The sequence below is a fragment of the Mesorhizobium sp. M1342 genome, from assembly GCF_040317955.1.
Lineage (GTDB): Bacteria > Pseudomonadota > Alphaproteobacteria > Rhizobiales > Rhizobiaceae > Mesorhizobium.
The window spans coordinates 109457-134178 of sequence record NZ_JAMYLI010000009.1 but is presented as its reverse complement, the minus strand read 5'-3'; the positions used below and the strand labels follow the sequence as shown (position 1 = coordinate 134178).

The window sequence follows — 24722 nt, the reverse complement described above, 5'->3', positions numbered from 1 at the left end:
GGAAAACCGCTGCGCACTTTTGCTGGATTGCTTTTCGCCTTTGCGGCCTGCTTTTTGTGCGGTGCAAACTAAAAGGGCGGGGCGACTTCGTCTACCCCACCCTCACCATTTAATACCTTTGGCAGAAAGCGTCAAAGCGCCTTTTGCAGCTCCGGCAGAATGACAAAGAGATCGCCGACGAGGCCGTAGTCGGCAACCTGGAAAATCGGCGCCTCCTCGTCCTTGTTGATGGCGACGATGACCTTCGAATCCTTCATGCCGGCGAGATGCTGGATGGCGCCGGAGATGCCGACCGCGATGTAAAGATCGGGGGCAACCACCTTGCCGGTCTGGCCGACCTGCCAGTCGTTCGGCGCATAGCCGGCATCGACCGCGGCGCGGGAGGCGCCGACGGCTGCACCGAGCTTGTCGGCGACCGGCAGGATGACCTCCTGGAACTTCTCCGCCGAACCCAGCGCACGACCACCCGAGATGATGATCTTGGCCGAGGTCAGCTCCGGACGGTCGGTCTCGGAAAGCTTGTTCTCGACGAAGGTGGAGAGGCCGGGATTGGCCGCGGCCTTGACGGTCTCGACCGCCGCCGAGCCGCCCTCGGGGGCTGCCTGGAACGAGGCTGTGCGAACCGTGATCACCTTCTTGGCGTCGCTCGACTGCACCGTCTGGATAGCGTTGCCGGCATAGATCGGGCGCTTGAAGGTGTCGGCCGATACGACTTCGATGATCTCGGACACCTGCGCGACATCGAGGAGCGCAGCCACGCGCGGCGCGACATTCTTGCCCGACGAGGTCGCCGGCGCGATGATGGTGTCGTAAGCGCCCGCCAGCGACACAACCAGTGCTGCCGTCGGCTCGGCGAGGCGCTCGGCGAGTTCGTCGGCTTCGGCCAGCAGCACCTTGCTCACGCCCTTGAGCTTGGCGGCAGCGTCCGCTGCCGGCTTGGCGCCCTTGCCGGCAACCAGCACATGCACGTCCGAGCCGATCTGCAGGGCGGCCGACAGCGCCTTGGCGGTCTGGTCGGAAAGCGTTGCGTTGTCGTGTTCTGCGATGAGGAGAATAGCCATTTTTCTTGTTCCTTTCCCGATCGCTTACAGCACGCCGGCTTCGTTCTTGAGCTTGTCGATCAGTTCGGCGACGCTCTTGACCTTGACGCCTGCCTTGCGGCCACTCGGCTCCTCGGTCTTGATGACCTTCAGCCGCGGCTTGACGTCGGCGCCGTAGTCGGCCGGGGTCTTCTCGTCGAGCTGCTTCTTCTTGGCCTTCATGATGTTGGGCAACGAGGCATAGCGCGGCTGGTTGAGGCGAAGGTCGGCGGTGACGATCACCGGCATCTTCAGTTCCACGGTCTGCAGGCCGCCGTCGACCTCGCGCGTCACCTTGGCGTTGTCGCCGTCGAGCACGATCTTGGAGGCGAAGGTGCCCTGCGCCCAGCCCAGCAGTGCCGCCAGCATCTGGCCGGTCTGGTTGGAATCGTCGTCGATAGCCTGCTTGCCGAGGATGACGAGGCCGGGCTGCTCGGCGTCGACGACGCCTTTCAGCACCTTGGCGACGCCGAGCGGCTCGGTCTGTTCGTCGGTCTTGACCAGGATGGCGCGGTCGGCGCCCATGGCGAGCGCGGTGCGCAGTGTTTCCTGCGCCTGCTGCGGGCCGATCGAGACGACGATGATTTCTTCGGCCTTGCCGGCTTCCTTCAGCCGGATTGCTTCTTCCACCGCGATTTCGTCAAACGGGTTCATCGCCATCTTGACGTTGGCGAGCTCCACCGCCGAACCATCAGCCTTCACGCGAACCTTGACGTTCGCATCCACAACCCGCTTCACGGGTACAAGGATCTTCATTTGCCTGTCACCTCTTCACGCTAGTTGGGCGCGCTATAACAGCCTGCGCCCTTTCCGAGTTGTCGAAAGCCGACATTCCTGACTGAATTTTGGCCGGATGGAATTCTGGCCGGATGGAAATTCTGGTCTTTGCCCGCCTTAGGTTGCGGCGGTGACGTTTCCGTAGTTGCGGCAACCCTGCACGTCAATACGCTGCAAGCTGCTCAAATCGGTTCAGTCCGAACTGGAAGCGTTTCCTCGCCCCCAGCGCGGTGTCGCGGCGGGCGGGTCGGGGATCAGCGGTTCCGTGGCAACCGGGGGTTGGTCGGGAGCGGTGGGCGCGACGTCCTCGTCGGCGCCGGCAAACAGCGGCACGCCGCGGCTGCGCAAGACGAGCACAAGAACGGCTCCGGCAATGATGCCGCCGATATGGCAGGCCCACGAAATCTGGTCCTCGCCGCCGGCGGCAAACATCACCACCTGGAACAGCACCCACAAGATGAGCGGGATGAAGGCCGGAATCCGCAGCGGGATGCGGGCAAAGGCCAGCACCCAGACCTTCACCCTGGGATAAAGGATCAGATAGGCGACGACCACGCCGGCGATGGCGCCGGAGGCACCGATCAGCGGCACTTGCGAATCCCAGGCGACGAGGCCCTGGAAAGCGGCGCCGGCGATCGCGCACAACAGGTAGAAGATGAGGTAGCGGATGTGGCCGAGCGCATCCTCGACATTGTCGCCGAACACCCACAGGAACAGCATGTTGCCGCCGAGATGGAAGATGTCTGCATGCAGGAAGGAATAGGTGAGATAGCTCAGGCTTTCGGGGATGACGATGAAACGGGGATCGAGCTCGGCGGTGTCATGGACGACCGACGGGATGAAGCCGAGACCAAGCACGGCGGCATTGGAGAAACTCTCGCCGCCGAGCGCGGTGGCAAGGTAGACCAGGGCATTGACCACGATCAGCCCGATGGTCACATATTGCAGGCGGATGTGCCGCAGCCTGTTGGTGTCGTAAAGCGGGATGAACATTGCCCCAGGCCCTCTTCCGCTTTCGACAATCAGCGGTTCTTGCCGGGAACCCATAGCACGTCGGCGTTTCCGTTGTCATTGACCGCCCGGGCGGCGACAAACAGGAAATCCGAGACGCGGTTGATGTATTTCAGTCCGTCGCGGTTGACGTGCTCGTTCGGGTCCTGGGCAAGGGCCACGATCAGCCTTTCGGCCCGCCGCGCCACGGTGCGGGCAAGGTGAAGTGCCGCCGCTGCCGGCGTGCCGCCATTGAGCACGAAGGATTTGAGCGGCTGAAGCTCCTTGTTGAGAAGGTCGATGTCCTTCTCGACCCGGTCGGTCTGCACGGCGACGATGCGAAGCGGCTCGTAGCCGAGTGGCTTGCCGTCGTCGGGCACGGCGAGATCGGCGCCGAGATCGAACAGATCGTTCTGGATGCGGGAAAGCATGGCATCGATCGCGGGATGGGTCGCGGCCGTGTGGACCCGGGCGATGCCGATGCAGGCATTGGCCTCGTCGACGGTGCCGTAAGCGTCTACCCGCAGGTCGGATTTCAGCCGCCTTTCGCCGGTGCCGAGACCCGTGGTGCCATCATCGCCGGTGCGGGTGTAGATCTTGTTGAGCTTGACCATTTCGCCTCCCCGGCTGCCGATATCCTCACTTGCGGGTGAAATACACCGCAAGCAGGATCAGCACCAGCGCCACGGCCTGCAGCATGACGCGTGCCTGCATCAGCTTGTTCGAGGTGACGCCGGAACCGCCGCGCATCATGTTGATGAGGCCACGAACAAGCACGACCGCAACGGCGACCATGACCAGAATGGCGAGAATGTTGAAGACGGTTGCCATTGTTGCGTTCCAGTTGTTTGGCGTTCAGGCGCGTTTGGCCATCAGGCGGTAGAGCATCGATGCCGGCAGGATGCGTTTGAGCACCGCACCGATCCTGGCCGGCACTGTTACCACATAGTGCGGGCGCGGGCGCCGCGATAGAAGTGCATGGCGCAGCGCCGCATGAACGACTTCCGGCCCTGGCTTCAAGGCCGATTGGCTGCCGCCGGCCCGCAACCGCTCGAGTTGCGCCGCATAGTCCACGCGGTGCACGGAATTTTCGTGGTCGATGCTGCTGAGAAACCAAATGAGGCCATTGCTGGCGATCTTCGACTTCACCGGCCCCGGCTCGATCAGCGAAACGTGGACGCCGCTGCCGGCCAGTTCCTGGCGCTGGCAGAGCATCAAGGCCTCCAGTGCATGCTTCGACGCGGAATAGGCGCCGCGGAAGCGCACCGGCACCAGGCCAAGGATCGACGAGCAGTGGACGATGCGGCCCTGACCCTGGCGGCGCATCACCGGCACCAGTCGGCGGGTCAAATCATGCCAGCCGAAGAAATTCGCCTCGAACTGCTGCTTGAGCGCCGCAACGGGCAGATCCTCGACGGCGCCCGGCTGCGCATAGGCGCCGTTGTTGAACAGGGCGTCGAGCCGGCCGCCGGTGCGGTCGAGCACCGCCGTCACCAGCGCGGCGATGGAGTCCGGCTCGCAATAATCGAGATAGAAGGCCTCGATGCCGTCGGCTTCGAGCGCGGCGATGTCCTGCGGCTTGCGCGCCGTTGCGAACACCCGCCAGCCTTCCGCCTTCAACGCGCGGGCGCAGTACGCGCCTATTCCCGAAGACGCACCGGTGATGATAATCGAGCGCACCTTCTGCGCCGGACTGTTCGTGGTTTCGCCAAGGGTTGCCATTTGCCGCAATCCCTTCCCATATTCCCGGCGTGGAGACAATTGGAGGGCGCGGTTCTTGTTGCGGAAGATCGTAGCCCTCAAGCGGGTTCTCTACGACGCGCTTGGCCATTTCAACACCGATGACGGCTGGGCCATGGCCAGCCATCTGGCGATCACATCGCTGATGGCGCTGTTCCCGTTCCTGATCTTCGCGACGACGCTGGCGAGCTTCCTGGGCGCACAGGCGTTCTCCGACACGGCCGTGCATCTGGTCTTCGACACCTGGCCCGAACAGATCGCCAAGCCGATCGCGCGCGAAGTGCTCAATGTGCTGACCGTCCGGCGCACCGACCTTTTGACCTATGGTGTGGTGCTTGCTGCCTATTTTGCGTCGAACGGCATCGAGGCGCTGCGCACGTCGCTCAACCGCGCCTACCGCGTTTCGGAAACGCGCGGCATCATCTACCGCCGGGTGCAGAGCATCATCTTCGTTCTCATCGCCACGGCCGGTTTCCTGGCGATCAGCGTGCTCCTGGTGTTCGCGCCGCTGCTGGCGCGGCTCGCCGAAGCCCATATCGACTGGATCAAGCCCTATATGGGCACCATCACCCTGTGGCGTTACGTCATCGCTTCGGCGGTCATCGTCGGCGGATTGTTTGCCGTGCATTTCTGGCTGCCGGCGGGCAAGCGCCGCTTCGTCTCGCTGGTGCCGGGCATCGTCTTCACGCTGGCGGCATGGCTTATCGGCTCGACCATCTTCGCCACCTATCTCGACCACTTCTCGTCCTACGTGACGACCTATGCCGGCCTGGCCTCGATCATGATCGCCGTGGTCTTCCTCTACATGGTCTCGGCGATCTTCATCCTCGGCGGCGAGCTCAACGCCGCGATCAGTCGCTATCTGGAGGCGCGTGCGCGGGTGGGATGACAGGTCGAATTGGGGAACTGGGGAATGGGAGAATTGAGGAATTGAAGAATTGAAGAATTGACGTAGCACCCAGCGCCAGATGGCCCCCATCTTCCTCAATTCCTCAATTCCTCAATTCCTCAATTCCTCAATTCCTCAATTCCTCAATTCCTCAATTCTTCAGTTCTTCAATTCCCCAACTCCCTTGGTCTGCCGCGCCGTTGCCAGGCCAACGCCGAAGGTCGTGATCGCCATGCCGACGATCTGCAGCGCGTTGAGCTGCTCGTCGAAGAGTGCCCAGGCGATGACCGCCGTCACCGCCGGCACCAGGTAGAACAGCGACGCCACCTTCGACATCTCCCCGTCGCGGATCATCACCATCAGCAGGAAAATGGCGCCGAGCGACAGCACCAGCACCAGCCAGGCCATGGCGAAGATCAGTTCGCCATTGATGATGACCGTGCGGGTTTCGAAGGCGAGCGAGGCGAGGAGCATCAACGAACCACCGCCGACATATTGCCACATGGTCGCCGCGACGAGATCGCCGCCGGAGGCGAAGCGCTTTTGCCAGATGGTGCCGGCGCTCATGCCGAGTACCGAGACCAGCGAGGCGGTCAATGTCGCCGCGGTCACGCCGCCGCCCAGCGCGCCGAGCTTCGGCCACAGCACGATGACGATGCCGATGAGGCCGATACCAAGGCCAAGCCAGTGGCGCGGCAGGATCGCCTCGCCGAGAAACTTGCCGGCAAGCACGGCCGTGATCAGCGGCTGCAGGCCGACGATCAAGGCCGAAAACCCGGCCGGCATGCCCCTGTGGATGGCCCAGAAGACGGCGCCGAGATAGACGCCATGCATCAGGATGCCGGCGCCGGTGGCATGCAATGCCTCCTTGCGCGTGGCTCTTTTTGAACCCAGCACAAGCATCAAAACTGCCAGCAGGATGGCGGCGATGACGAAACGCGCGGCGAGGAATGTGAACGGTTCCGCCCACGGCATGGCGTAGCGCGCGCCGATAAAGCCGGTCGCCCACAGGACGACGAAGGTGGCGGGGATGAACCGCTTGATGCTGTGCATGTTCCGGAGACCGCCGTGTTGGGGGGAGTTGACCGTGGCGCTGCTCTAATGCGCTTCAACCCGACGCGCAAAGCGAAACCATTGATCCATGCATCATCGGAATTCAACGGCCGGCGCATTTGGCAGGTGGTTTGTCTGATCTCGCCGGCTCAAAGCCCGACTATCCGCCGGATGCCGTCAGGTGATGCGCCGGCATGGCGCAAGGCGGCAAGGCTGGTGTCGCCGAGGCTTTTGGACAGCTTTCGTCCGTCTGGCCCCAGGATGAGACGATGATGGAAATAGGCCGGTTGCGGCAGTCCGAGGAGTTGCTGCAGCAGGCGCTGCACGCCAGTGGCGGAAAACAGATCCTGGCCGCGCACGACGTGGCTGACGTCTTGCAGCGCATCGTCCATGACGACGGCGAGGTGGTAACTGGTCGGAATGTCTCGGCGCGCCAAGATCACGTCGCCCCAGTCCCGCGGGCGGGCTTCGACGGAGCGCGTCGCGGAAAGCGTCTCGTCAGAATACTCCGTCCATGAAAGGTCCTTGCCGACACGCGCCATGGCGGCATCGACATCCAGCCGCCAGGCGAAGGGTGCATTCTCGGCGATCCGCCGCTGGCGTTCCTTCAGCGGCAGCGCCTTGTCGGTGGCGGGGTAGAGCGGCACGCCATCGGGATCGCGCGGCCAGTCGCGCCCACGCTTTTCGCTGTCGGTGATGAAGGCGCGGATCTCGCCACGGCTCATGAAGGCGGGGTAGACGAGTTCGTCCGCGATCAACCGCTCGAGCACCGCCTGGTATTCGGCGAAATGCTCGGACTGGCGGCGCACCGGCTCTTCCCAGCCAAGCCCCAGCCATTTCAGGTCGGCAAGCACGCCTGCCTCGAATAGCGGCGTGCAGCGCGTCGTGTCGATATCCTCGATGCGCAGCAGCAGGCGGCCGTGCGCCTGTGCCGCCAGCTTCTGGTTGAGCAGCGCCGAATAGGCGTGGCCGAGATGCAGGTCGCCGTTGGGGCTGGGCGCGAAGCGGAATGTCAGGAGTGTCATCTCTCAGGCGGCAATCATGTTTTGCGGCGCTTCGCCAATTGCTACCCTGTCGACGGTCGAGGAACAAGAAAGCATGCGCCGTATCGTGACATCAGACGACATTGCCCGGGGGCTCGATGCGCTTTGCGTGATCGACCCGCGCCTGGAAAAGGTGCGCGGCATGGCCGGCGAGGTGCCGCTGCGGCTGTCCGAGCCCGGGTTTCGAAACCTGGCGTCGATCGTCGTCTCGCAGCAAGTGTCCCGCGCCAGTGCCGATGCGATCTTCGGCCGGCTGACCAAACTCGTCGATCCGCTGACGCCGCAAGCGATCCTGGCCGCCGGCGAGGACATGTTTCGAGAGGCCGGCCTGTCGCGGCCCAAGCAGCGCGGCCTGATCGCAATTGCCCAGGCGGTGGCCGACGGCCTCGACCTTCATCACCTCTGTTCGCTCGATGCCCAGGAGGCGATCACGACGATGACGGCGGTGTCCGGCATCGGCGCGTGGACGGCGGAAGTGTATCTCTTATTCGCCGCCGGGCATCCCGACATCTTCCCCGCGCGCGACGTCGCGCTGCAGAGCGCGGTCGGCCACGCGCTCGGCATCGAGCCGCGTCCGCCGGAGAGAACCCTGATCGCATTGGCCGAATCATGGAGCCCGTGGCGAGGTGTCGCATCGCGGCTTTTCTGGTCCTATTATCGTGAAACCAGAGGGCGGGACGCCGCGCCGCCGGCCTGAATCCGCAAAAAAACCTAAAAATCATGCATTTTTGGCGCTTCAGCGACGCGACAATCCGCTTCACATCCCTGTCATGTCGGGCTTACAGTATCCGCGCCGTTCGGGTCTAGAACCAAGGAGGTGAACACGTGACGGTTGCCGTATCTCCGGATGGGCTTCCAGCACTGGTGCTGAATGCGGATTACCGTCCGCTCAGCTATTATCCCTTGTCGCTCTGGTCGTGGCAGGATGCCATCAAAGCGGTGTTCCTCGACCGGGTGAACATCGTCGCCGAATACGAGCATGCCGTCTCCTCGCCGACCTTCTCGATGAAGCTGCCGAGCGTGGTCAGCCTGAAGGCCTATGTGAAGCCCTCCAGGCACCCGGCCTTCACCCGCTTCAACGTCTTCCTGCGCGATCGCTTCCAGTGCCAGTATTGCGGCACGCCGGAGGATCTGACCTTCGATCACGTCATCCCCCGCCATCGCGGCGGCGCGACGACATGGGAGAATGTCGTTGCCGCCTGCTCGCCCTGCAACCTCAGGAAGGGCGGCATGATGCCGGCGCATGCCAAGATGTGGCCGCTGCAGAAGCCTTTCCAGCCGACGGTGCACGATCTGCACAACAATGGCCGCCTGTTCCCGCCCAACCATCTGCATGAGAGCTGGATGGATTATCTGTACTGGGATGTCGAACTGGAGCCCTGAGATCGTTCGAGAATTCGGGAGGCTGGCCGTCTGGAGCGATTGTCTGCGCTTCCGATGCTCACGGACCAAATGTCCGCTCCGCTTCGGTTCTCGAGAATCACTCCATACGACTCAGCCTGCCGAATTCCTTGAACGATCTCGCGTCGGCGCCATCGCGCCAAATCAGTCGCGGGTGAGGGCGCCGCGGAAGGCTACGGCGGCGAGGATCAGGCTGGCGATGGCGTTCCAGCCGGCCAGCGACAGGCCGAGGATGCGCAAGGCGGCCTTGTCACAGGACGGCGGCACGAATTTGTCGAGCGCGTCGAGCACGCCCTTGCCGCCGGTGTCGACCGGCCCGGCGCCTGCGGTACAATCGGTCGGGCCGGCCCACCACTGCCATTCGACGCCGGAGTGGTAGACGCCGAGATAGAGGCCGTAGAGCATCAGGATGCCGCCGACGGCCAGCAGGCCGCGCGTTAGCCATGCCGGTGCGTGCAGCATCGACGCAATCACCGCCAGCACCATCAGCGGCACGCCGATATAGTAGGGCGTGCGCTGTTCGAGGCAGAGGTGGCAGGGGATGTAGCCGCCGAGATACTGGAAGCCGAGCGCCGAGCCGACGGTGGCGGCCATGGCGACGGCGAGGAACAAGGCGGTTAGCGTGCGCTGGCGTCCGGTGTCGGCATTCATGGTCGCTGTCATTTCAATCGGTCCGTCCGGCTCGCAATGGTTCTGTTCAGAACGCGTATTTGACCAGGATATAGAGCAAAATCAGGGCAGCCGCGCCGGCGCCGGCGATGAGGCCGAGGCGCTTCTCGATGAATTCGCGGATCGGTTCGCCATAATGGCGCAGCAGCCAGGCGAGCAGCAGGAAACGGCCACCGCGGGCCACGATCGCCAGCACCACGAACAACAGCAAATTGACGCCGATGACGCCGGACAGGATCGTCACCACCTTGATAGGCGGCAGGTGAGCAGCGCCCGACGTGATCAGCATCAGGACGATGAAGCCGACGCCTGCCCCCGCGCGCAGCGCTTCGAACTCGTCGTACTTGCCGTAGAATTCGAGGATCGGCCGCGCCACCGCGTCATAGGCGTAGTGGCCGATGAACCAGCCGGCGATGCCGCCCAGCACCGAGGCGACGGTGGCGATCAGCGCATAGCGGTAGGCGCGATCCGGCCGCGACAGCGCCATCGGCAGATAGAGCACGTCGGCCGGCACCAGGAACACCGAGCTCTCGACGAAAGCGATGAAGGCCAGCCACCATTCGGCGGATTTGCGGGCCGCCAGCGACAAGGTCCAGTCGTAAAGTCCGCGAAGCATCGGCACTCCTAATGCGTGTCGTTCAATTGCGCAGGCAGGTTGGGGTGTAACGGCATGCACAGAACAAAGACCCAGAGCACGCCATCCGTCCCCGCAGACGTGCCGCGCTTTGATGCGCCGCCTGTCTAGAAAGATTTTCCGCGCTGCACAATGGCAGCCCCGTCACGAAATCGAAAGGCGCAGATTGGTCGCATCTTGAGGGCGCCGGAGAATTGGCCAGTTGACGAACAGCCCTCCAACCGTATAGTCCCGCGCCATCCAGGCCGCCCGGCCTGAGCCCCTATGGCGGAATTGGTAGACGCGCTCGACTCAAAATCGAGTTCCGCAAGGAGTGCTGGTTCGATTCCGGCTAGGGGCACCAACCTTCACTCTTCGAGCTTTGGGTGGCAAATCCCAACGCGATCAAGACGCCTTACGCGTCGCGGTGGGATCGCCGTCATTGGCCGCGCCAAGCTCGCCAGCCGCCAGCAATTCGTCGAATGTCCGTTCGAGATCGGCATTGTCATCCGCTGCCGGTCCGCTGGGCGGATCCTGGCGTCTCAGCGTTTCCAGCCTGTGGTGAAGCTGGCGGTTCTCATCGCGGCAACGGGCATGCGCGAGTTCGTCGGTCATGTCGCGCAAGCGGAGATCGGCGAGTTGAACCTTCACCGCGCCATAGTCTCGGCGCGCCGCGTCGCGCTCCTGGCGCAACGTCGCAATCTCGGTTTCCGAGGTTTGGCGCCGATGCTCGGCCACGTCCTCGGCGCGCTGCCCCACGCTCGGCGTTGCGCGGACCACGCTTTGATCGGCGGCGCTGCGCTGGAGCGAGCGCAACCTCTTTTCAAGTTCGGCGGCCCGTACCTGAGCGGTGGCGGCGCAATCGCCGAGAACGCCGCGCTGATGCTCCACCGTGGACAGCCGCACCTGCAGGTCCTGCTGCACCAGCATCTGCGCAGACAGTTTGCCGGTCAGTCTTTCGTTGTGGAGCTGGTAATCCGCGACCTTGGAACGAAGCAGCATGGCGGCCTGTTGCAAGCTGGCGAGCCGCGATGCGACGTCCTCACGCGCCTGCTCGGCGGCTTGCCTGGCGATGATCTCGTCGCGAAGTTGCCCCGACACGCGCGCCAGGTTCCGGCCCAGACGCTCGACCTCGACATTCGCTTCGAGGAACCGCGTTGCGCGCTGGCCGGCATGCCTGTCCGCTTGCGCAATGGTCTGCCGTGCCTTGTTGAGTTGGACCTCCAGGTCGGCGATTGTCTTACTCGCGATCGATAGCTCGCGCGATTTTCGCCCAAGCTCTTTCGAGGTGCGATCCTGCAAGCGCTGCAGCTTCGCCACCTCTTCCTGCAATTCCCATTTGTCGGTATCGGGAGCGTCGGCATCGTGGTCAACCAAAGACCACGCCAAGTCGTCATCGGCACGTGGATCCAGCCTGTCGTTGGACAAGAGCGAGGAGCCGCGCATGGCGCGGGCCTGGCTCGAGCCTGTCCGGGCCGAAGTCGAGCCGAGGGAGGCGGCCAGCGTGTCTGACTGGGCCAATCCGGTCACGGGCTCCTCTTCGAAGAGAGGCAAAGCTTGATGCGTTGCGGCTCGAATGCTTCGAATCAGTTCTTCGAAGTCTTCGTCGGCCCTTCGGACAACGGCGCTGTCCTCCGCACTGATGTGCCGGGCGCCGTTGGCCTCATGATTCAGCGACATTTCTCTCTCATCGCTACCGAATCACTAGATTATCGCGAATTAAGAACAAGAATGCGAGTAGATCTTATCGGCTTTCACTGGAAATTTCTGCGAGAAATCTCGTTTTTTTATAAGCAGAGATCAATATTCGCGTTTGCCTGCTGGCAACCGAAGTAAATTCCCGGTAATCCACCCGTCAAATATTGCAGCGAAGATGTGCCATTCTCCAGAACCGCACCCAGCCTTTTCTCAGCGCCGCCCCAGCAAGCTCTTCATGCGGTTGCGCAGTAGGCGGGCCATGTTGCGGGTTTCGCGGTAGAGGTGCAGTTGCGAGGCGGCCTGGCGGGTGAGGCGGTCGGCGTCCGGCGCCAGGCCGATCACCAGGGTGCCCATCGGCTTGCGCTCGGCCCATAGCCGGCTCATCACCGGATGGTCGGGCACCGCGCAGGAATCGGTCATCATGATGTTGGGATCGTCGAGATGCTGCCTGGTCACCTCGATCATCAGCAGCGTGCCGGGCGAATAGCTGGCCAGCGTCTCGTCATAGGCCGTCTTCCAGGTGTAGGCGATGCCGGCTTCGACGAAGACGATCAGGCAGGCGATGGTGCGGCCGTCGAGCGTCAGCGAGTGGATGCGGCACATGTCCTGTTCGGCCAGCCGGTGCACGGCTTCGCGGGCGAAGGCGGCGCGGAAGCGGTCGATCGCCATGGCGGTGCGTTCGCGGCCTTTCCAGCCGGCCGCTTCCAGCGACAGGAAGCCTTCGATGGCATGGCGGATGTCTTCGGGGCCGCGCGCCACGACATGCTCAAGCTTGCCAAGGTCGCCAAGGCGCCGCTTCAGGCGGCGGAACTCGCGATAATGGTGCGAGCGCAGCGAGGCCTTCAGATAATCGTCTCCATCGAGCTCGCTCTCCAGCGCCGGGCGCTGCGTCTGGCCGGTGGTGACCAGCGTCAGGCCGCGAGCCTCGGCCACGGTGGCAAGTAGGCTCGCCACCGGGCCATCGAGCCGGATGTCGGGCAGGACGAACACTTTCGGCAGCTTGAGATGCGGGCGCGACAGCATCGCGAAGAAGTCCTCGACGACGCCGACCGGGTCGTCGCGGTCGACCAGCGGCGTGCCGAGCGGACCGAACGGGCTCGACCATGTGCGCATGACCGGCACGCCGAGCGGCACCACCGGCCGTTCCACCGAGAACGGCACCAGAAGGCGCAGCCGGTTGCGGTATTCGTCGCCGTCGCGGATGACCGCCAGCCGCACCTCGCGATCCTCCAGCCGCGGCATGGCGGGCGCTAGGAAGCGCGGGTTGAAGAACACGTTGGACTCGACCGTGCGGGCGCAGAGATAGTCCAGCTCCTCGACCAGGTCGAAACCGGCCGATGCCGGGTAGATGGCGAGCTTGCGCTCGGGCCGGTTGTTGGCGAGGATCTCGATATGGGCGGGGTCGGCATCGCGGGTCAGCCCGGCAAGCCCCGACACCATGGCGCCGGCGGTGCCGCCGCTGGTTTCCTCAAGCAACGGGATGGCAGCCATCACGCGGCTCCTTTCGCAGGCACGAAGATAAGCATGACGATGCCGAGCTTGCGCCACACCGTGAAGGACAGCGCGCCGGCTTCGAAGATCATGGCAAAGGCGGTGGCCATTGCCGCGCCCCACAGGCCGAACATCGGGATGAGCACCACATTGAGGGCGATGTTGAAGGCCAGCGTCATGGCATAGACGGCGGCGCAGACGTTCTGGTTGCCGCTCATCGTCAGCAGGCTTTCGCAGGGGCCGACGGCGGCCCGCGCCACGACGCCGAAGACGAGCAGGAACAGCAGCGGATAGCCTGATGTGAATTCAGGGCCGAACAGCACCAGCATCGGCTCGCCGAGCGCCAGCACCAGCAGCGCCATCAAGAGCGAGGGCCAGAACGTCCACGATACCGTCTCGCGGGCAAAGGCGGCAAGCCTTTGCGGGTCGCCATGGGTGAACTGCGCATAGCGCTGGGCAACGCCGGCCTTGACGGCGAAGTAGACGAAATGCACCAGCGCCAGCGTCTTCACCGTGGCGAAATAGATGGCGACGTCGTTGGGGTCCATATAGGCGCCGACCATCAGCACGTCGGCATTGGTCAGCAGGAAGAAGAAGCTCTCGACCAGGAAGATCGGCAGTGAGACGATGAACCATTGCGCGAAATGCACCTTCATCGGCCCTGCCGGGATCTGCCGTTCCATGCGCTGGGTGACACCGACGAGTTGTCCCAGCGTGGTGGCGTAGGTGGCGGCGATCGAGGCGAAGATGGCGGTCCTGGCATCAGGTGCGTAGCCCACGAACAGCATCAGCGCCATGAACAGCAGGATCAGCACGGGCCGCACCAGATAGGTCGGCGACAGGGCAAACAGCGCCCAGCTGTTGGCGCGTGCCAGGCCCGACAAAAGGTCGGACATGGCGATCATCGGCAGGCAGATGACGCCGAGGATGAACGGGATCACATAGTAGTTCTCGATCCAGGGTGCCGCCAGCCAGACGCCGAGCGCGCCGAGCCCGGCAATCAGCGTGGAGGCGATCAGCACGAACAGACGGCTGGCCAGCACGATGCCGCGCAGCTCATCCATCAAGCCGCGCTCGCGATATTCGGGAATGTAGCGGATGACGGAGGTGTGGAAGCCCAGGCAGGCGAGGTTTCCGACGATGACCATCGTCACCCAGACAAGGACGAAGATGCCATATTCGAACGAGCCCATCCAGCGTGCCATCAGCACTTGGCTGACGAAGGCGATGACGGCGCTGACGATGCGGACCGAGAAGGCGATGACCGACATGCGGCTCGCCTCGCCGCGCTCGTCGGCGGTGAACAGCACGGCATCGATGCGGCCAAGCAACGGCCCCATGCGCAGCGCCCAACGCTGCGGCAAGAACCGCCCGGCAGTCGTGGCCGCGGAAAAGCGCACCCCGATTTCTCTCCGTTTTCCGCTTCTTTTCAGGCTTTGGTGTAGCGGAGACACATTAAGAAACGGTTGGGTGAGGAGTGGTCCGCGCAGCGGACGAAAAGCCAACGATTTGGCTTTTTCGAGCGACGAACGGTGAAGACCCGGTCCGCCTTCGGGCGGATCAAAAGGTCCAGTGGACCTTTTGAAGGGGCTGAACGCCCGAAGGGCAGGGAGCGATAGCGAAGGGCTAGGTGCCGGCAGGCGGATGAGGGGCGGCGCAGGGTTTCGGAGAATCGGGCAGATGCGGGCAGCCGAACACGTCCGGCACGTCATCCCTTTCGGGTAGTGTCCTAGTTTGAAGTGCGCGGCTCGTAGCGGTATTCCTTGAGCCTAGCCCGAGCTCTCTCCAATTCCTCCGGCGTAAAGAGCGGGTGCCAACGCTTGTTTTCGATAACCATGGCTTCTACGGTCAAATCGAGGCGCTTTCGCATATACAGTTCGGTATATCCGTCGGACACCCTAGGAGCATTAATCAACGTCTTGGCTGTCGGCAGGCCGCCATTGTCCGTGACCATCTGCAAAAAGATGGTGGCATGGTACTTCGCTTCCGACTTGGCACGTCGATAGATATCGAACATCGCCATCGTGAACGCGCCTTCAAGATCAGCCATTGCGATGCTCCGCTACGATAGCCGCTCTAACCGCATCGACTGGCGTCTTGATCGCGCCCATTTGCAACAAGGCAAAGAACCGTCGCTTGGTGCTGCCCTCGATTGGCGATGACCACGCGAAGGCCTGCTTGGCTTTAGGGTGGCCCTGCACATCGAAGCCGTGAACCAGATCCTCCCAAACGCGTTCCCCGGCAAACTCATCTATAACCGGCTCCACAAGGCAAGCGAGGCTCTGCAACCGTGCTGGCGTTCAATAGCATCTTTCAACTGGTCTTCGATTGCAGACATCAAAGCGGCCAGACTTTCGGAGCGAGCTCTGCCAATTGATGTTGGCGAGCCTCGATTTCCGCCGCACCCCATAGTTCGTTTTTCGCCACTTCTGTAGTCAGAACAAAAGGGCTAGCCGCGAAAACGGAACGCTTTTCCAAGAAACGGGAGTTCCCAATTTCGACGTTCTGCTTAGACCCAAGGAGCACCATATTCCCCAGCCGCTTGTGAAAGACGGCCGCCGCCTCTTGAGAGATATCCCAGTCGGGGGACGGGTTTACCGGTAGAATGTGTTCGAGGTTCACCGCCGCCGTGTCATCACTAGGCAAGAATTGCGGATTTCGCTCCGCCTTTACATGGAGTTCCAACGCTCGGAGATAATATCGCGCAAGATTGGTTTTGCGAACGTTTGCTGTGGAAAAAGCGCTCTGGAACAGGGTGTCGGAAGGTATCACGCCCGCCATTTCAGCAGAGAGTTGAGCGGCTGTAGTTATCGTACCGCGCGTGACATCGCGGGCTCTCATTCCATAACTGCGGTCCATCACGCCGCCGCCGCCGCCCCCGGCTATCAGAAACCTCACGGCCCACGACACCATTTTTTGAAATGCTTTTTCCGCTTCCTGGACACTGAAACTGCGCGCAACAGCCAACATCAGTGGTCGAATCTGTTCCCCTCCAAGCTCGCGAGTGACCGTGTAAATCGCGTCGCGAGACGGACGGTTGAACTCATTCCAGCGCGCATGGTCGCGTGGCGCGAGCAATGCCACGTAGTCTGCCGCGTAGGAATCGAGCGCCATGACCATATCAAAGGCTTGCCGTTCGGTTTTTATGGATCTCTCAATCGCATCGCCAAGATCGCGATCCGTTGTCGGACCCTGCTGCGTAATCCAATAATGCCGAACGAACTTAACCAGCAAGGCGTCTTCGCCTGCCCCTTCAATGGTGCTCAGCATCGACATCCAGCGGGTGTGAACTTCCGCTATTCGGGCCTGTGAAAGATCAAACAGAAAGTTCTTGAGGATGTCGGTTTTTGACGCCTCCATGCCTCGAGCGTTTAGAGTTTCGAACATCTTGAACGCATTGCCGACCTTCCCCGGCACCATGATAACAATCACCTTGGCAGCGTCACTCAGGAAATCGATCCAGTCATAGAGCCGATTGGCCTTCTCAGCATACGGCAAGGCTGCGACCATGTTCCGTACGTGCGCCCTAGCTAACTTCGACGCCTCAGCAAGCAGTTCGTGAGAGTCGAACGATTGGCCGGAAAAAGGTTCCCGGTCTTTCGGCGCCTTGAGAATCGTAGCGAGAAAAAATTCGTGGTCTTGATAATTCAGGTACAATTTTGCGGTAGAGTCTTTTTTGCGGACATCATAGTCGAGCAAGTATGTCGATTGAAATTTCTTCGCCCCGTCGTCGTCCTCCAGCTCCAGCAAATAATCTCGGACAGCCGCAATTAGGATCGATGTTGTCGCTAGTCTCTGTTGTCCGTCGGCGACTTCCCATTGCTTGTTTGCCCCTCTCGTGAGGACGATTGCGCCAAGGAAATAAATCGGCTCGCCGGCATCGAACGCTCGGTAGAGATCATCTAAAAGGGTGGTGACTTCATCCTTTTCCCAGGCGTAGGAGCGTTGGTTCAAAGGGACGCGCAAGATGCGGTGACTAAGCGCACTGGCAATCCCGCGCTCTTCGAATGATAGACCAGTAGAGGTATCGTCCAAAGGTTAGCTCCTCGGCATTCTAGCGAATGGCACTTGCTCACCCGCGTCCTCAAGTTCTATCCGCGCGGCCCTGCGAAGCCGTTCTCGCACCCAAGCCGCCACAGGAAGCCCGCTTAACTCGGCCGCCCGCTCAAACGATGCCTTTTCGTCCGCGCTAAGCCGAAATTTGAATGTCTCAGTTTTGGCCATTTTTCCACCTCCGTCAATGCGCTATGTGGGCCCATTGTGGGTACGGATACAAGATAATTATTGATTTGTGGGTATGCTGTGGGTACAAACTTCTTGCGTACAACAAAGATCTGACCTTGAACCGCCTTTTCAATAGACCGCCAAGCCGAAGCCATCAGCACTCTTGTCGGGGGCAACTCCATCCGCTCCTGCGCCTGATGGCTCAGGTCGGCGATGGCTTCGCTGCGCTCTTGGACAATGAAAGGCGCGATCTGAAAGCGAGCGCATACAGGTCGATGGGATTCGAGCATATGTCGGGAAGAGGCAGCGCCATGTGACGTCCAGTGACGTCCGTTCACGCGTCGGCGATATGCGGACCCTCCGCATCATCCAGCTATGGCGGCAGGTGTGAGCAATCGGGTATGTTCGATGGGAGAATTAGTGGAAGCGAGCGTATCGAACTGAAATCGGGAGGAACGGCAATGTCGGACCAGACGCCAACATATGTAGAGCGCGAAGTTGGAAATGATCTGTCTAACGAGGAGGTTTTTGCTTGGGTCGATCAAGCGCTTGAGCAGAACAAAAACATGACCGCGATTGGAATCAACGTAAGCAACTCATTGCATCAACGCGGTCTTACTGGCGAACATCGCGGCGTGAAGATCGCTATGGACCCAAGCCTGTACCCGCGCGATGTCGTGCGCATTCAGTTCGAAACCAAGAAGTCAGATTAGGACACTCCCCCCTTTCGGTTGCAGACATTTGGTAATCGCAAACGTCAGCGCCGCCCCTCATCCGCTCTTCGGGCACCTAGCCCTTCGCGATCGCTCCGGGCGTTCGTCGTTCGAAAAGCCAAGCAATTGGCTTTTCGTCCGCTGCGCGGACCACGCCTCACCCCCGTATAGTGACGGGGAGAAGGGAAGAAGCTTCCCTTACGCGAACGCGCCGTGGCAGTGCTTGTATTTCTTCCCCGAACCACACGGGCAGGCCTCGTTGCGGCCGACTTTGCCCCAGGTGGCAGGGTTGTTGGGGTCGCGGTCTTCGGGAGCGACGATGGCGGTTGTCTCGGGGCGGACCAGGAGGGCGGTCTCGCCGCCTTCGAAGTCGTTCTCACCGGTGGTGCCGTCAATATGGGTGCCGAACATGTCGGGGGCTTCCGGAGGCGGCGCTTCGGCGGCCTGGCGGACCAGTTCGACGCGCATCAGCTGCGCGGTGACGGCCTGGCGCAGATTGCCCAGCATGGCCTGGAACAGCTCGAACGCCTCGCCCTTGTATTCCTGCAGCGGATCGCGCTGGGCGTAGCCGCGGAAGCCGACGACCGAACGCAGATGGTCGAGATTGACGATGTGCTCGCGCCACAGATGGTCGAGCGTCTGCAGCACCACCGAGCGCTCGACATAGTTCATCACCTCGGGGCCAAAACGCTCGGCGCGCTCCTTGGCGGCGGCTTCGGCGGCCTGCGCGATGCGCTCGCGGATGTCGTCCTCGGCGATGCCCTCTTCCTTGGCCCAGTCTTCGACCGGCAGGTCGAGGTTCAGGAACTCGGCGATCTCGGCCTTCAGCCCGGCAACGTTCCACTGCTCGGCATAGGCGTTTTCGGGAATGGCCTTGGCGACGATCTCGTCGATGACGCCTTCGCGCATCTCGGCGATCGTTTCGGAGAGGCCCTCGCCGTCCATCAGCTCGATGCGCTGCTCGAACACCACCTTGCGCTGGTCGTTGGAGACGTCGTCATATTTCAGAAGGTTCTTGCGGATGTCGAAGTTGCGCGCCTCGACCTTCTTCTGCGCCTTTTCCAGCGCCTTGTTGATCCACGGATGGATGATCGCCTCGTCTTCCTTGAGGCCGAGCTTCTGCAGCATGCCGTCCATGCGCTCGGAGCCGAAGATGCGCATCAGATCGTCCTGCAGCGACAGGAAGAATTTCGAGCGGCCGGGGTCGCCCTGACGGCCGGAACGGCCGCGCAACTGGTTGTCGATGCGGCGCGATTCGTGGCGTTCGGTGGCCAGCACGTAGAGGCCGCCGGCGGCCAGCGCCTTTTCCTTCAGCCGCTCGATGTCGGCAATAATTTCCTTTTCCCGCGCCTCGCGCTCGGGTCCGGCCGGCATGTCGCCGAGTTCTTCCTCGATGCGCATCTCGGCATTGCCGCCGAGCTTGATGTCGGTGCCGCGGCCGGCCATGTTGGTGGCGATGGTGATGGCGCCGGGCTTGCCGGCCTGGGCGACGATCGCCGCCTCGCGCTCGTGATGGCGGGCGTTCAGCACTTCAAAATCGGTAAAACCTTCCTTGCGCAGGCGCTCGGCCAGCTGCTCGGACTTTTCGATGGAAGTGGTGCCGACCAGCGTCGGCTGGCCCTTGGCGCTGGCTTCGCGGATCTCCCTGACGATCGCCTTGTATTTCTCCTCGACAGTCCGGTAGACCTCGTCGTCCTCGTCGATGCGCACGACGGGCAGATTGGTCGGGATCTCGGTGACTTCCAGGCCGTAGATGTTGCCGAATTCCTCGGCCTCGGTCAGCGCCGTGCCGGTCATGCCGGAGAGCTTCTTGTAGAGGCGGAAATAGTTCTGGAAGGTGACGGAGGCCAGCGTCTGGTTCTCCGGCTGGATCGCCACATGCTCCTTGGCTTCGAGCGCCTGGTGCAGGCCTTCCGAATAGCGGCGGCCCGGCATCATGCGGCCGGTGAACTCGTCGATGATGACGATCTCGCCATTGCGCACGATATAGTCCTTGTCCTTCTGGAACAGCCGGTGCGCCTTCAGCGCGTTGTTGACGTGGTGGACGATGGCGACGTTCTCGACGTCGTAGAGCGACTCGCCCTTGAGCAGGCCGGCGTCGCGCAAAAGGTTCTCGAGCTTCTCGGTGCCTTCCTCGGTGAAGATCGAGGTCTTCTGCTTCTCGTCGATCTCATAATCCTGCGGCTGCAGCTGGATGATGAAGGTGTCGATGGTGTTGTACATTTCCGAACGGTCCTCGAGCGGACCGGAAATGATCAGCGGCGTGCGCGCCTCGTCGACCAGGATGGAATCGACTTCGTCGACGATCGCGTAATTGTGACCGCGCTGCACCATCTGGGCGCGCTCGTATTTCATGTTGTCGCGCAGATAGTCGAAGCCGAGCTCGTTGTTGGTGGCGTAGGTGACATCGGCGGCGTAGGCGGCGCTACGCTCCTCGTCGGAAAGGCCGTGGACGATGACGCCGACCGAGAGGCCGAGGAACTTGTAGACGCGGCCCATCCATTCGGAGTCGCGGGTGGCCAGATAGTCGTTGACGGTGACGACGTGGACGCCCTTGCCGGCGAGCGCGTTGAGGTAGACCGGCAGCGTCGCGACCAGGGTCTTGCCCTCGCCGGTGCGCATCTCGGCAATACCGCCATTGTGAAGCACCATGCCGCCGATCAGCTGGACATCGAAGGGGCGCATGCCGAGCACGCGGCGCGCTGCCTCGCGGGCGGTGGCGAAGGCCGGGATCAACAGGTCGTCGAGCGTGGCGCCATTGGCGATGTCCTGGCGGAATTTCGCGGTGCGGCCGACCAACTCCTCGTCGGAAAGCGCTCGCATCTCGTTTTCCATGGCGTTGATTGCCTCGACACGAGGCCGGGTCGATTTGACCCGACGGTCGTTGGAGGAACCGAAAACCTTACGGGCGAGACCGCCGAGACTGACCATCCAATGGTCCTTTCGATAGAATTCTCAATCTTGAGATGAGCGCCGGCCGGCCCCATCAATTCCACGTGAACACTGGCAAACACATTAGTGAACACTGACAAACACAAAAAGCGCCCGGAAAACGGTTCTGGACGCAAAGTCGTTGGACAGATAAGAGGGGGCTCAACTGATGTCAACGCCGCGCCGGCCCTGCTGGCTGCGCCAAATTCCGCCACAATCTGGCCGATCTGGAAGCCACCCCTCTTTCAATCCCCACCGGAGTCACCCTATGTCCCTGTTGTTCCGCCGCGCGTCGCTCGCCAGCCTTGGCTTGGCCGTCGGCCTGTCGGCCCTTTCGCTCTCGCCGCTGATGGCGCAGCAAACCGCTCCCGCTCCGGCGGATGCAGCAGCGCCAGCCGCGGCACCGGTCGATCCGAATAAGGTTATCGCCACGGTCAACGGCCAGCCCCTGACCGAAGCAGATCTGGTGCTTGCCGAAGGGGAATTGTCGCAGCAGTTCGCGCAATTGCCGCCCGAGCAGCGCCGTGCCGCCGCCCTTTCGGCTGCCATCGAGATCCGCGTCATGGCCGCCGAGGCGGTCACCACGGGACTCGACAAGGATCCCGACTTCCAGCGCCGCATGGCTTTCCTGCAGCAGCGCGCGCTGCATGGCGAGATGGTCGAGAAGGGCGTCGTCGACAAGGTCACCGACGCCGAGGTCCGCGCCCGTTACGACCAGGAAATCGCCAACACGCCGCCCACCAATGAGCTGCATGCCCGTCACATCCTCGTGAAGACCAAGGAAGAGGCCGAGGCCATCATCAAGCAGCTCGATGGCGGCGCCGACTTCCAGAAGCTCGCCAACGAGCACACCAGCGATCCCTCGGGCAAGACCAGCGGCGGCGATCTCGGCTGGTTCGGACCTGGCCAGATGGTGCCGGAGTTCGACAAGGCGGCCTCCGCGCTCGAGGTCGGCAAATACACCGAGCAGCCGGTGCAAACGCAGTTCGGCTGGCATGTCATCAAGCTCGAGGACAAGCGCACCAAGCAGCCGCCGGCCTTCGAGGACGTCAAGGACCAGGCCAAGCAGGCGGTCATCCGCGACAAGTATTTCGCACTGGTCAAGTCGCTGCGCGCCGGCGCCAAGATCGAGATCCCCGACGCGAACCTGAAGAAGACGGTCGATACGCTGGAAAGCGCTAAGTAAGACTGATAGCTCCTTGAAAAAGGGCGCGGCAGCCAGGGGTTGCCGCGCCCTTTCTCATTGCATCTTTACGGGGCGGGCGCCGCTATGCCTCGCATCACGTAGTTGACCGCCTTGCCGATGGTCGCTTCGTCCTCGTCGAGCCGGTTGGTCAACAGATGTCTCCAGGCGAAGGAGGCGATCAGGTCGGCGACAACAGCTGAATCGACGCTGGCCGGGATTTCGCCCCTTGCCTTGGCGCGTTCGATGATCTGGCCGGTATGGGATCGTCGGCCCAGTGAGTAGTCGGCAAGGGCCGCGGCAGCGGCCTCGTCCGACTGTGCCTCGGCGATCAGCGACCGGAACACGCTTCCCGACGATGTCTCGCGCCAGTGGGTGAATAGGTTTTTCAGGAAGCCGACGAGATCCTCCTCCAGCCGCCCGGTATCGGGAACCTCGACGCGCTTCTGGCGCTGGTAGACTTCGAGCAGCAACGCCGCCTTGCTCGGCCACCAGCGATAGATGGTGGGTTTGCCGGCGCGGGCCCGCCGCGCCACCGCTTCGATGGAAAAACCGGCATAACCGGCTTCGACCAGCACGGCCTCGGCGGCTTCGAGAATGGCATCGGCGCTGTCGGGGTTGCGCCGCGCACCGATCGATCTGCGCGCCGGATCGGCGTCCTCGGCCATCTCTGTCTCCTCGCCAACATTATCGCCGGCAATATAGGCGACCCGACGCTCAAACGAAACGCCGCGTTTTCAAGCTTCAGGAACGGATGGTAGCGGCAGGGGTTAAGTTTATTCTCTGGAAGTCTACCGGCGTGTCGGTTGGCGAAGCTCCAAACGCAAAAACCCGCCGGGGGCGGGTCACTGGCGCAACTCAGCACCATGGGCAAAAATGTAGCATAGCTGCCCTCACCGAGTCAAGAAAAAATTCCTATCGCCATGAGGCGCTGCCGGCTTAAATTGCCCGGCTGGCCGTGGGATCACGCCTACTGCATCGCCTGCGATGTCTCGGATTCGATACGCCAGCCGCCGCCGGCCCTGACCAGCCCAAGCGCGACGCGCGCCTTGCCGGTCAGGCGTGCCGCCGACGTGTCCTTTGGAAGATAGTCGTAGCGCATCGCAAAGACTGCCTCGGCGCGATCTTCGCCCTGCGGAGCGACTTCCAGGCTGCCGGCCTCCATGCTTAGCGACCAGGAGGCCCACTGCGCGAACCAGTCGGCCTTGACCTTGACGATGGCGTCGGCGTCGTAGCGGGTTCCGAAGATGATGGCGGATGGGCCGTAGAGCCGTTTGACGGTCTCGCTCATCGCCCTGGTGTCCGGCGTCAGATAGTCCTGGCGCAGGAATTTCTCGATCGATCCCTTGTCGTCGCCGACAGAGCGTTCAAGTGCGGCGACTTCCGTCGAAGGCGCCGGCGCCGCGGCCGGCCTTTGTGGCTCTGCGGGTTGTCCGTCCGAGACGAATTCGAAGCGTTCGAGCAGCGATCCCTGCTCCCAGGGGCGCTGGGTTTCGCGGGTTTGCGAAACCACGTCGCGGCGCACCGCGATCATCATGTCGTTGATGCTCTGGCCGGGCTCGGCGATGTGGCGCAGCAGGGCGGCGGCGAAGGGCGAGTTGCGTCCGCTGCCGTCCATGGCGACAGCGCCAGGTGCCGTCGAGAAGGCGATGAACGAGCCGCGCGTCGAATCGAATTGCGCCAGCCCGGCCAGCGTCTTCGCCGAGCGCGTGGTGGCGGTGCGGCTGAGACTGCGGGCAAATGGATTGTTGCGGCAGGCATCGAGAAACACCAGGCTGACCTTGGTCTGCTGTTCCATGATGTCGAGGACTTCGTCGATCGGCACGGCCTCGAGCTGCAGCTTGACCGGTACGTCCAGCCTGGCGTCGACCGGCACGATGTAGTTGCGCCCGTCGACCTGCAGGCCGTGGCCGGCATAATAGAAAAGCCCGACGCCGGCGCCCTGGAGCGCATCGGAAAACGCGCCGATGCTGCGTTCGAGTTCACGCTTGCCGAGATCATTGCCCTCGATGACCTCGAAGCCGATCGAGCGCAGCTTGTCGGCGATGTCGAGGGCGTCGTTTACAGGATTGGCCAGCGTGCCGGCTTCGGCGTAAGTGCCGTTGCCGATGACAAGCGCCACGCGCCGTTGTGGCTGCGCATCGGCGCTCAGCAGCAAAAGTCCCAGAAATGCCCATGCAAGGATCGCAAGCCTGCCCATGGGGCAGATCATAACGCCATCGGCCCCG

24 protein-coding genes and 1 tRNA gene are annotated in these 24722 nt (G+C 62.4%); 6 read left to right on the top strand and 19 right to left on the bottom strand.

Translation table 11 applies throughout. The annotated features are described in order from the left end of the window. Positions 1–131 precede the first annotated feature (131 nt). The 6 genes from NKH06_RS11515 to NKH06_RS11490 all read right to left on the bottom strand — a co-directional run bounded on the left by NKH06_RS11515 (position 132) and on the right by NKH06_RS11490 (position 4568). Complete coding sequence (locus NKH06_RS11515; RefSeq protein ID WP_128304638.1) at positions 132–1061, bottom strand: electron transfer flavoprotein subunit alpha/FixB family protein; 930 nt, start codon at positions 1059–1061, stop codon at positions 132–134. Between the two features lie 24 nt (positions 1062–1085). Next, a complete protein-coding gene (locus tag NKH06_RS11510; RefSeq protein WP_023811130.1) occupies positions 1086–1835 on the bottom strand; it encodes an electron transfer flavoprotein subunit beta/FixA family protein in 750 nt (249 codons plus the stop codon). A 213-nt stretch (positions 1836–2048) separates the two neighbouring features. Beyond that, a complete protein-coding gene (locus NKH06_RS11505) occupies positions 2049–2849 on the bottom strand; it encodes a rhomboid family intramembrane serine protease (protein ID WP_023811131.1) in 801 nt (266 codons plus the stop codon). A 29-nt stretch (positions 2850–2878) separates the two neighbouring features. After that, the gene (locus NKH06_RS11500; RefSeq protein ID WP_023811132.1) at positions 2879–3460 is read right to left on the bottom strand and encodes a cob(I)yrinic acid a,c-diamide adenosyltransferase; all 582 of its coding nucleotides are present in this window, start codon (positions 3458–3460) and stop codon (positions 2879–2881) included. A gap of 25 nt (positions 3461–3485) precedes the next feature. Further along, positions 3486–3677, bottom strand: a complete 192-nt coding sequence (locus NKH06_RS11495; RefSeq protein ID WP_013529428.1) for a twin transmembrane helix small protein — start codon at positions 3675–3677, stop codon at positions 3486–3488. Positions 3678–3701: 24 nt separating this feature from the next. Beyond that, positions 3702–4568, bottom strand: coding sequence for an SDR family oxidoreductase (locus NKH06_RS11490; RefSeq protein WP_081734841.1), 867 nt, complete (start codon positions 4566–4568; stop codon positions 3702–3704). Between the two features lie 55 nt (positions 4569–4623). Here NKH06_RS11490 and NKH06_RS11485 point away from each other — a divergent pair, with 55 nt between their 5' ends. After that, the gene (locus tag NKH06_RS11485; RefSeq protein ID WP_013529430.1) at positions 4624–5475 is read left to right on the top strand and encodes a YihY/virulence factor BrkB family protein; all 852 of its coding nucleotides are present in this window, start codon (positions 4624–4626) and stop codon (positions 5473–5475) included. A 159-nt stretch (positions 5476–5634) separates the two neighbouring features. Here the strand turns inward: NKH06_RS11485 and NKH06_RS11480 are convergent, their stop codons facing one another. Together NKH06_RS11480 and gluQRS are read right to left on the bottom strand one after the other, a co-directional pair. Continuing rightward, complete coding sequence (locus NKH06_RS11480) at positions 5635–6528, bottom strand: DMT family transporter (RefSeq protein ID WP_352441716.1); 894 nt, start codon at positions 6526–6528, stop codon at positions 5635–5637. Between the two features lie 149 nt (positions 6529–6677). Next, a complete protein-coding gene (gene gluQRS / locus NKH06_RS11475) occupies positions 6678–7553 on the bottom strand; it encodes a tRNA glutamyl-Q(34) synthetase GluQRS (RefSeq protein ID WP_023811136.1) in 876 nt (291 codons plus the stop codon). A 73-nt stretch (positions 7554–7626) separates the two neighbouring features. On the opposite strand from gluQRS, the gene NKH06_RS11470 reads away from it, so the two are divergent. Both NKH06_RS11470 and NKH06_RS11465 read left to right on the top strand, forming a co-directional pair. After that, entirely contained in the window at positions 7627–8268 is a 642-nt protein-coding gene (locus tag NKH06_RS11470) for a DNA-3-methyladenine glycosylase family protein (RefSeq protein WP_352893099.1), read from the top strand. Between the two features lie 128 nt (positions 8269–8396). Next, complete coding sequence (locus NKH06_RS11465) at positions 8397–8954, top strand: HNH endonuclease (protein WP_006328497.1); 558 nt, start codon at positions 8397–8399, stop codon at positions 8952–8954. A 162-nt stretch (positions 8955–9116) separates the two neighbouring features. Here NKH06_RS11465 and NKH06_RS11460 read toward each other — a convergent pair whose 3' ends face one another. Continuing rightward, positions 9117–9635 (bottom strand): disulfide bond formation protein B, encoded by a 519-nt coding sequence (locus NKH06_RS11460; protein ID WP_063173147.1) that lies wholly within the window; start codon positions 9633–9635, stop codon positions 9117–9119. 34 nt (positions 9636–9669) lie between these two features. Beyond that, on the bottom strand, positions 9670–10257 hold the full coding sequence (locus tag NKH06_RS11455) for a YqaA family protein (protein WP_023811139.1): 588 nt from the start codon (positions 10255–10257) through the stop codon (positions 9670–9672). 276 nt (positions 10258–10533) lie between these two features. Between NKH06_RS11455 and NKH06_RS11450 the strand changes: the two genes are divergently transcribed. Further along, positions 10534–10618: transfer RNA gene (locus NKH06_RS11450), tRNA-Leu, on the top strand. A gap of 41 nt (positions 10619–10659) precedes the next feature. On the opposite strand, the gene NKH06_RS11445 is transcribed toward NKH06_RS11450, so the two are convergent. The 6 genes from NKH06_RS11445 to NKH06_RS32020 form a co-directional block, all read right to left on the bottom strand. Then, entirely contained in the window at positions 10660–11934 is a 1275-nt protein-coding gene (locus NKH06_RS11445; protein ID WP_352893096.1) for a coiled-coil domain-containing protein, read from the bottom strand. Between the two features lie 228 nt (positions 11935–12162). Next, positions 12163–13443 (bottom strand): GNAT family N-acetyltransferase, encoded by a 1281-nt coding sequence (locus NKH06_RS11440; RefSeq protein ID WP_352893095.1) that lies wholly within the window; start codon positions 13441–13443, stop codon positions 12163–12165. Next, complete coding sequence (locus NKH06_RS11435) at positions 13443–14843, bottom strand: lipopolysaccharide biosynthesis protein (RefSeq protein ID WP_352893094.1); 1401 nt, start codon at positions 14841–14843, stop codon at positions 13443–13445. Before NKH06_RS11435 ends, NKH06_RS11440 begins: the two co-directional genes overlap by 1 nt. Before the next feature lie 329 nt (positions 14844–15172). After that, positions 15173–15493: a hypothetical protein gene (locus tag NKH06_RS11430; protein ID WP_352893092.1), complete on the bottom strand. Its 321-nt coding sequence runs from the start codon at positions 15491–15493 to the stop codon at positions 15173–15175. 287 nt (positions 15494–15780) lie between these two features. Then, positions 15781–17478 (bottom strand): DUF262 domain-containing protein, encoded by a 1698-nt coding sequence (locus NKH06_RS11425; protein ID WP_352760703.1) that lies wholly within the window; start codon positions 17476–17478, stop codon positions 15781–15783. Positions 17479–17481: 3 nt separating this feature from the next. Next, entirely contained in the window at positions 17482–17667 is a 186-nt protein-coding gene (locus tag NKH06_RS32020; RefSeq protein WP_502908870.1) for a plasmid mobilization protein, read from the bottom strand. Positions 17668–18128: 461 nt separating this feature from the next. Between NKH06_RS32020 and NKH06_RS11420 the strand changes: the two genes are divergently transcribed. After that, positions 18129–18380 carry a hypothetical protein gene (locus NKH06_RS11420; RefSeq protein WP_352760705.1) on the top strand — a complete coding sequence of 84 codons (252 nt, stop codon included), beginning with the start codon at positions 18129–18131 and terminating at the stop codon, positions 18378–18380. A gap of 198 nt (positions 18381–18578) precedes the next feature. On the opposite strand, the gene secA is transcribed toward NKH06_RS11420, so the two are convergent. Beyond that, entirely contained in the window at positions 18579–21311 is a 2733-nt protein-coding gene (gene secA / locus NKH06_RS11415; RefSeq protein WP_127293637.1) for a preprotein translocase subunit SecA, read from the bottom strand. Between the two features lie 268 nt (positions 21312–21579). On the opposite strand from secA, the gene NKH06_RS11410 reads away from it, so the two are divergent. Continuing rightward, complete coding sequence (locus NKH06_RS11410; RefSeq protein WP_352893090.1) at positions 21580–22497, top strand: peptidylprolyl isomerase; 918 nt, start codon at positions 21580–21582, stop codon at positions 22495–22497. 65 nt (positions 22498–22562) lie between these two features. On the opposite strand, the gene NKH06_RS11405 is transcribed toward NKH06_RS11410, so the two are convergent. Further along, positions 22563–23162, bottom strand: coding sequence for a TetR/AcrR family transcriptional regulator (locus tag NKH06_RS11405; RefSeq protein WP_352893089.1), 600 nt, complete (start codon positions 23160–23162; stop codon positions 22563–22565). A 302-nt stretch (positions 23163–23464) separates the two neighbouring features. Then, positions 23465–24694, bottom strand: coding sequence for a caspase family protein (locus tag NKH06_RS11400; RefSeq protein WP_352893088.1), 1230 nt, complete (start codon positions 24692–24694; stop codon positions 23465–23467). Positions 24695–24722 lie beyond the last annotated feature (28 nt).

Excerpts from the sequence above, each read along its gene's own strand:
- NKH06_RS11495 (WP_013529428.1), bottom strand. The coding sequence starts at position 3,677 with ATGGCAACCGTCTTCAACATTCTCGCCATTCTGGTCATGGTCGCCGTT.
- NKH06_RS11440 (WP_352893095.1), bottom strand. The coding sequence starts at position 13,443 with ATGGCTGCCATCCCGTTGCTTGAGGAAACCAGCGGCGGCACCGCCGGC.
- NKH06_RS11460 (WP_063173147.1), bottom strand. The coding sequence starts at position 9,635 with ATGACAGCGACCATGAATGCCGACACCGGACGCCAGCGCACGCTAACC.
- NKH06_RS11400 (WP_352893088.1), bottom strand. The coding sequence starts at position 24,694 with ATGGGCAGGCTTGCGATCCTTGCATGGGCATTTCTGGGACTTTTGCTG.
- NKH06_RS11515 (WP_128304638.1), bottom strand. The coding sequence starts at position 1,061 with ATGGCTATTCTCCTCATCGCAGAACACGACAACGCAACGCTTTCCGAC.
- NKH06_RS11455 (WP_023811139.1), bottom strand. The coding sequence starts at position 10,257 with ATGCTTCGCGGACTTTACGACTGGACCTTGTCGCTGGCGGCCCGCAAA.
- gluQRS (WP_023811136.1), bottom strand. The coding sequence starts at position 7,553 with ATGACACTCCTGACATTCCGCTTCGCGCCCAGCCCCAACGGCGACCTG.
- NKH06_RS11405 (WP_352893089.1), bottom strand. The coding sequence starts at position 23,162 with ATGGCCGAGGACGCCGATCCGGCGCGCAGATCGATCGGTGCGCGGCGC.
- secA (WP_127293637.1), bottom strand. The coding sequence starts at position 21,311 with ATGGTCAGTCTCGGCGGTCTCGCCCGTAAGGTTTTCGGTTCCTCCAAC.
- NKH06_RS11420 (WP_352760705.1), top strand. The coding sequence starts at position 18,129 with ATGTCGGACCAGACGCCAACATATGTAGAGCGCGAAGTTGGAAATGAT.
- NKH06_RS11445 (WP_352893096.1), bottom strand. The coding sequence starts at position 11,934 with ATGTCGCTGAATCATGAGGCCAACGGCGCCCGGCACATCAGTGCGGAG.
- NKH06_RS11410 (WP_352893090.1), top strand. The coding sequence starts at position 21,580 with ATGTCCCTGTTGTTCCGCCGCGCGTCGCTCGCCAGCCTTGGCTTGGCC.
- NKH06_RS11490 (WP_081734841.1), bottom strand. The coding sequence starts at position 4,568 with ATGGCAACCCTTGGCGAAACCACGAACAGTCCGGCGCAGAAGGTGCGC.
- NKH06_RS11500 (WP_023811132.1), bottom strand. The coding sequence starts at position 3,460 with ATGGTCAAGCTCAACAAGATCTACACCCGCACCGGCGATGATGGCACC.
- NKH06_RS11505 (WP_023811131.1), bottom strand. The coding sequence starts at position 2,849 with ATGTTCATCCCGCTTTACGACACCAACAGGCTGCGGCACATCCGCCTG.
- NKH06_RS11510 (WP_023811130.1), bottom strand. The coding sequence starts at position 1,835 with ATGAAGATCCTTGTACCCGTGAAGCGGGTTGTGGATGCGAACGTCAAG.
- NKH06_RS11470 (WP_352893099.1), top strand. The coding sequence starts at position 7,627 with ATGCGCCGTATCGTGACATCAGACGACATTGCCCGGGGGCTCGATGCG.
- NKH06_RS11430 (WP_352893092.1), bottom strand. The coding sequence starts at position 15,493 with ATGGCTGATCTTGAAGGCGCGTTCACGATGGCGATGTTCGATATCTAT.
- NKH06_RS32020 (WP_502908870.1), bottom strand. The coding sequence starts at position 17,667 with ATGGCCAAAACTGAGACATTCAAATTTCGGCTTAGCGCGGACGAAAAG.
- NKH06_RS11480 (WP_352441716.1), bottom strand. The coding sequence starts at position 6,528 with ATGCACAGCATCAAGCGGTTCATCCCCGCCACCTTCGTCGTCCTGTGG.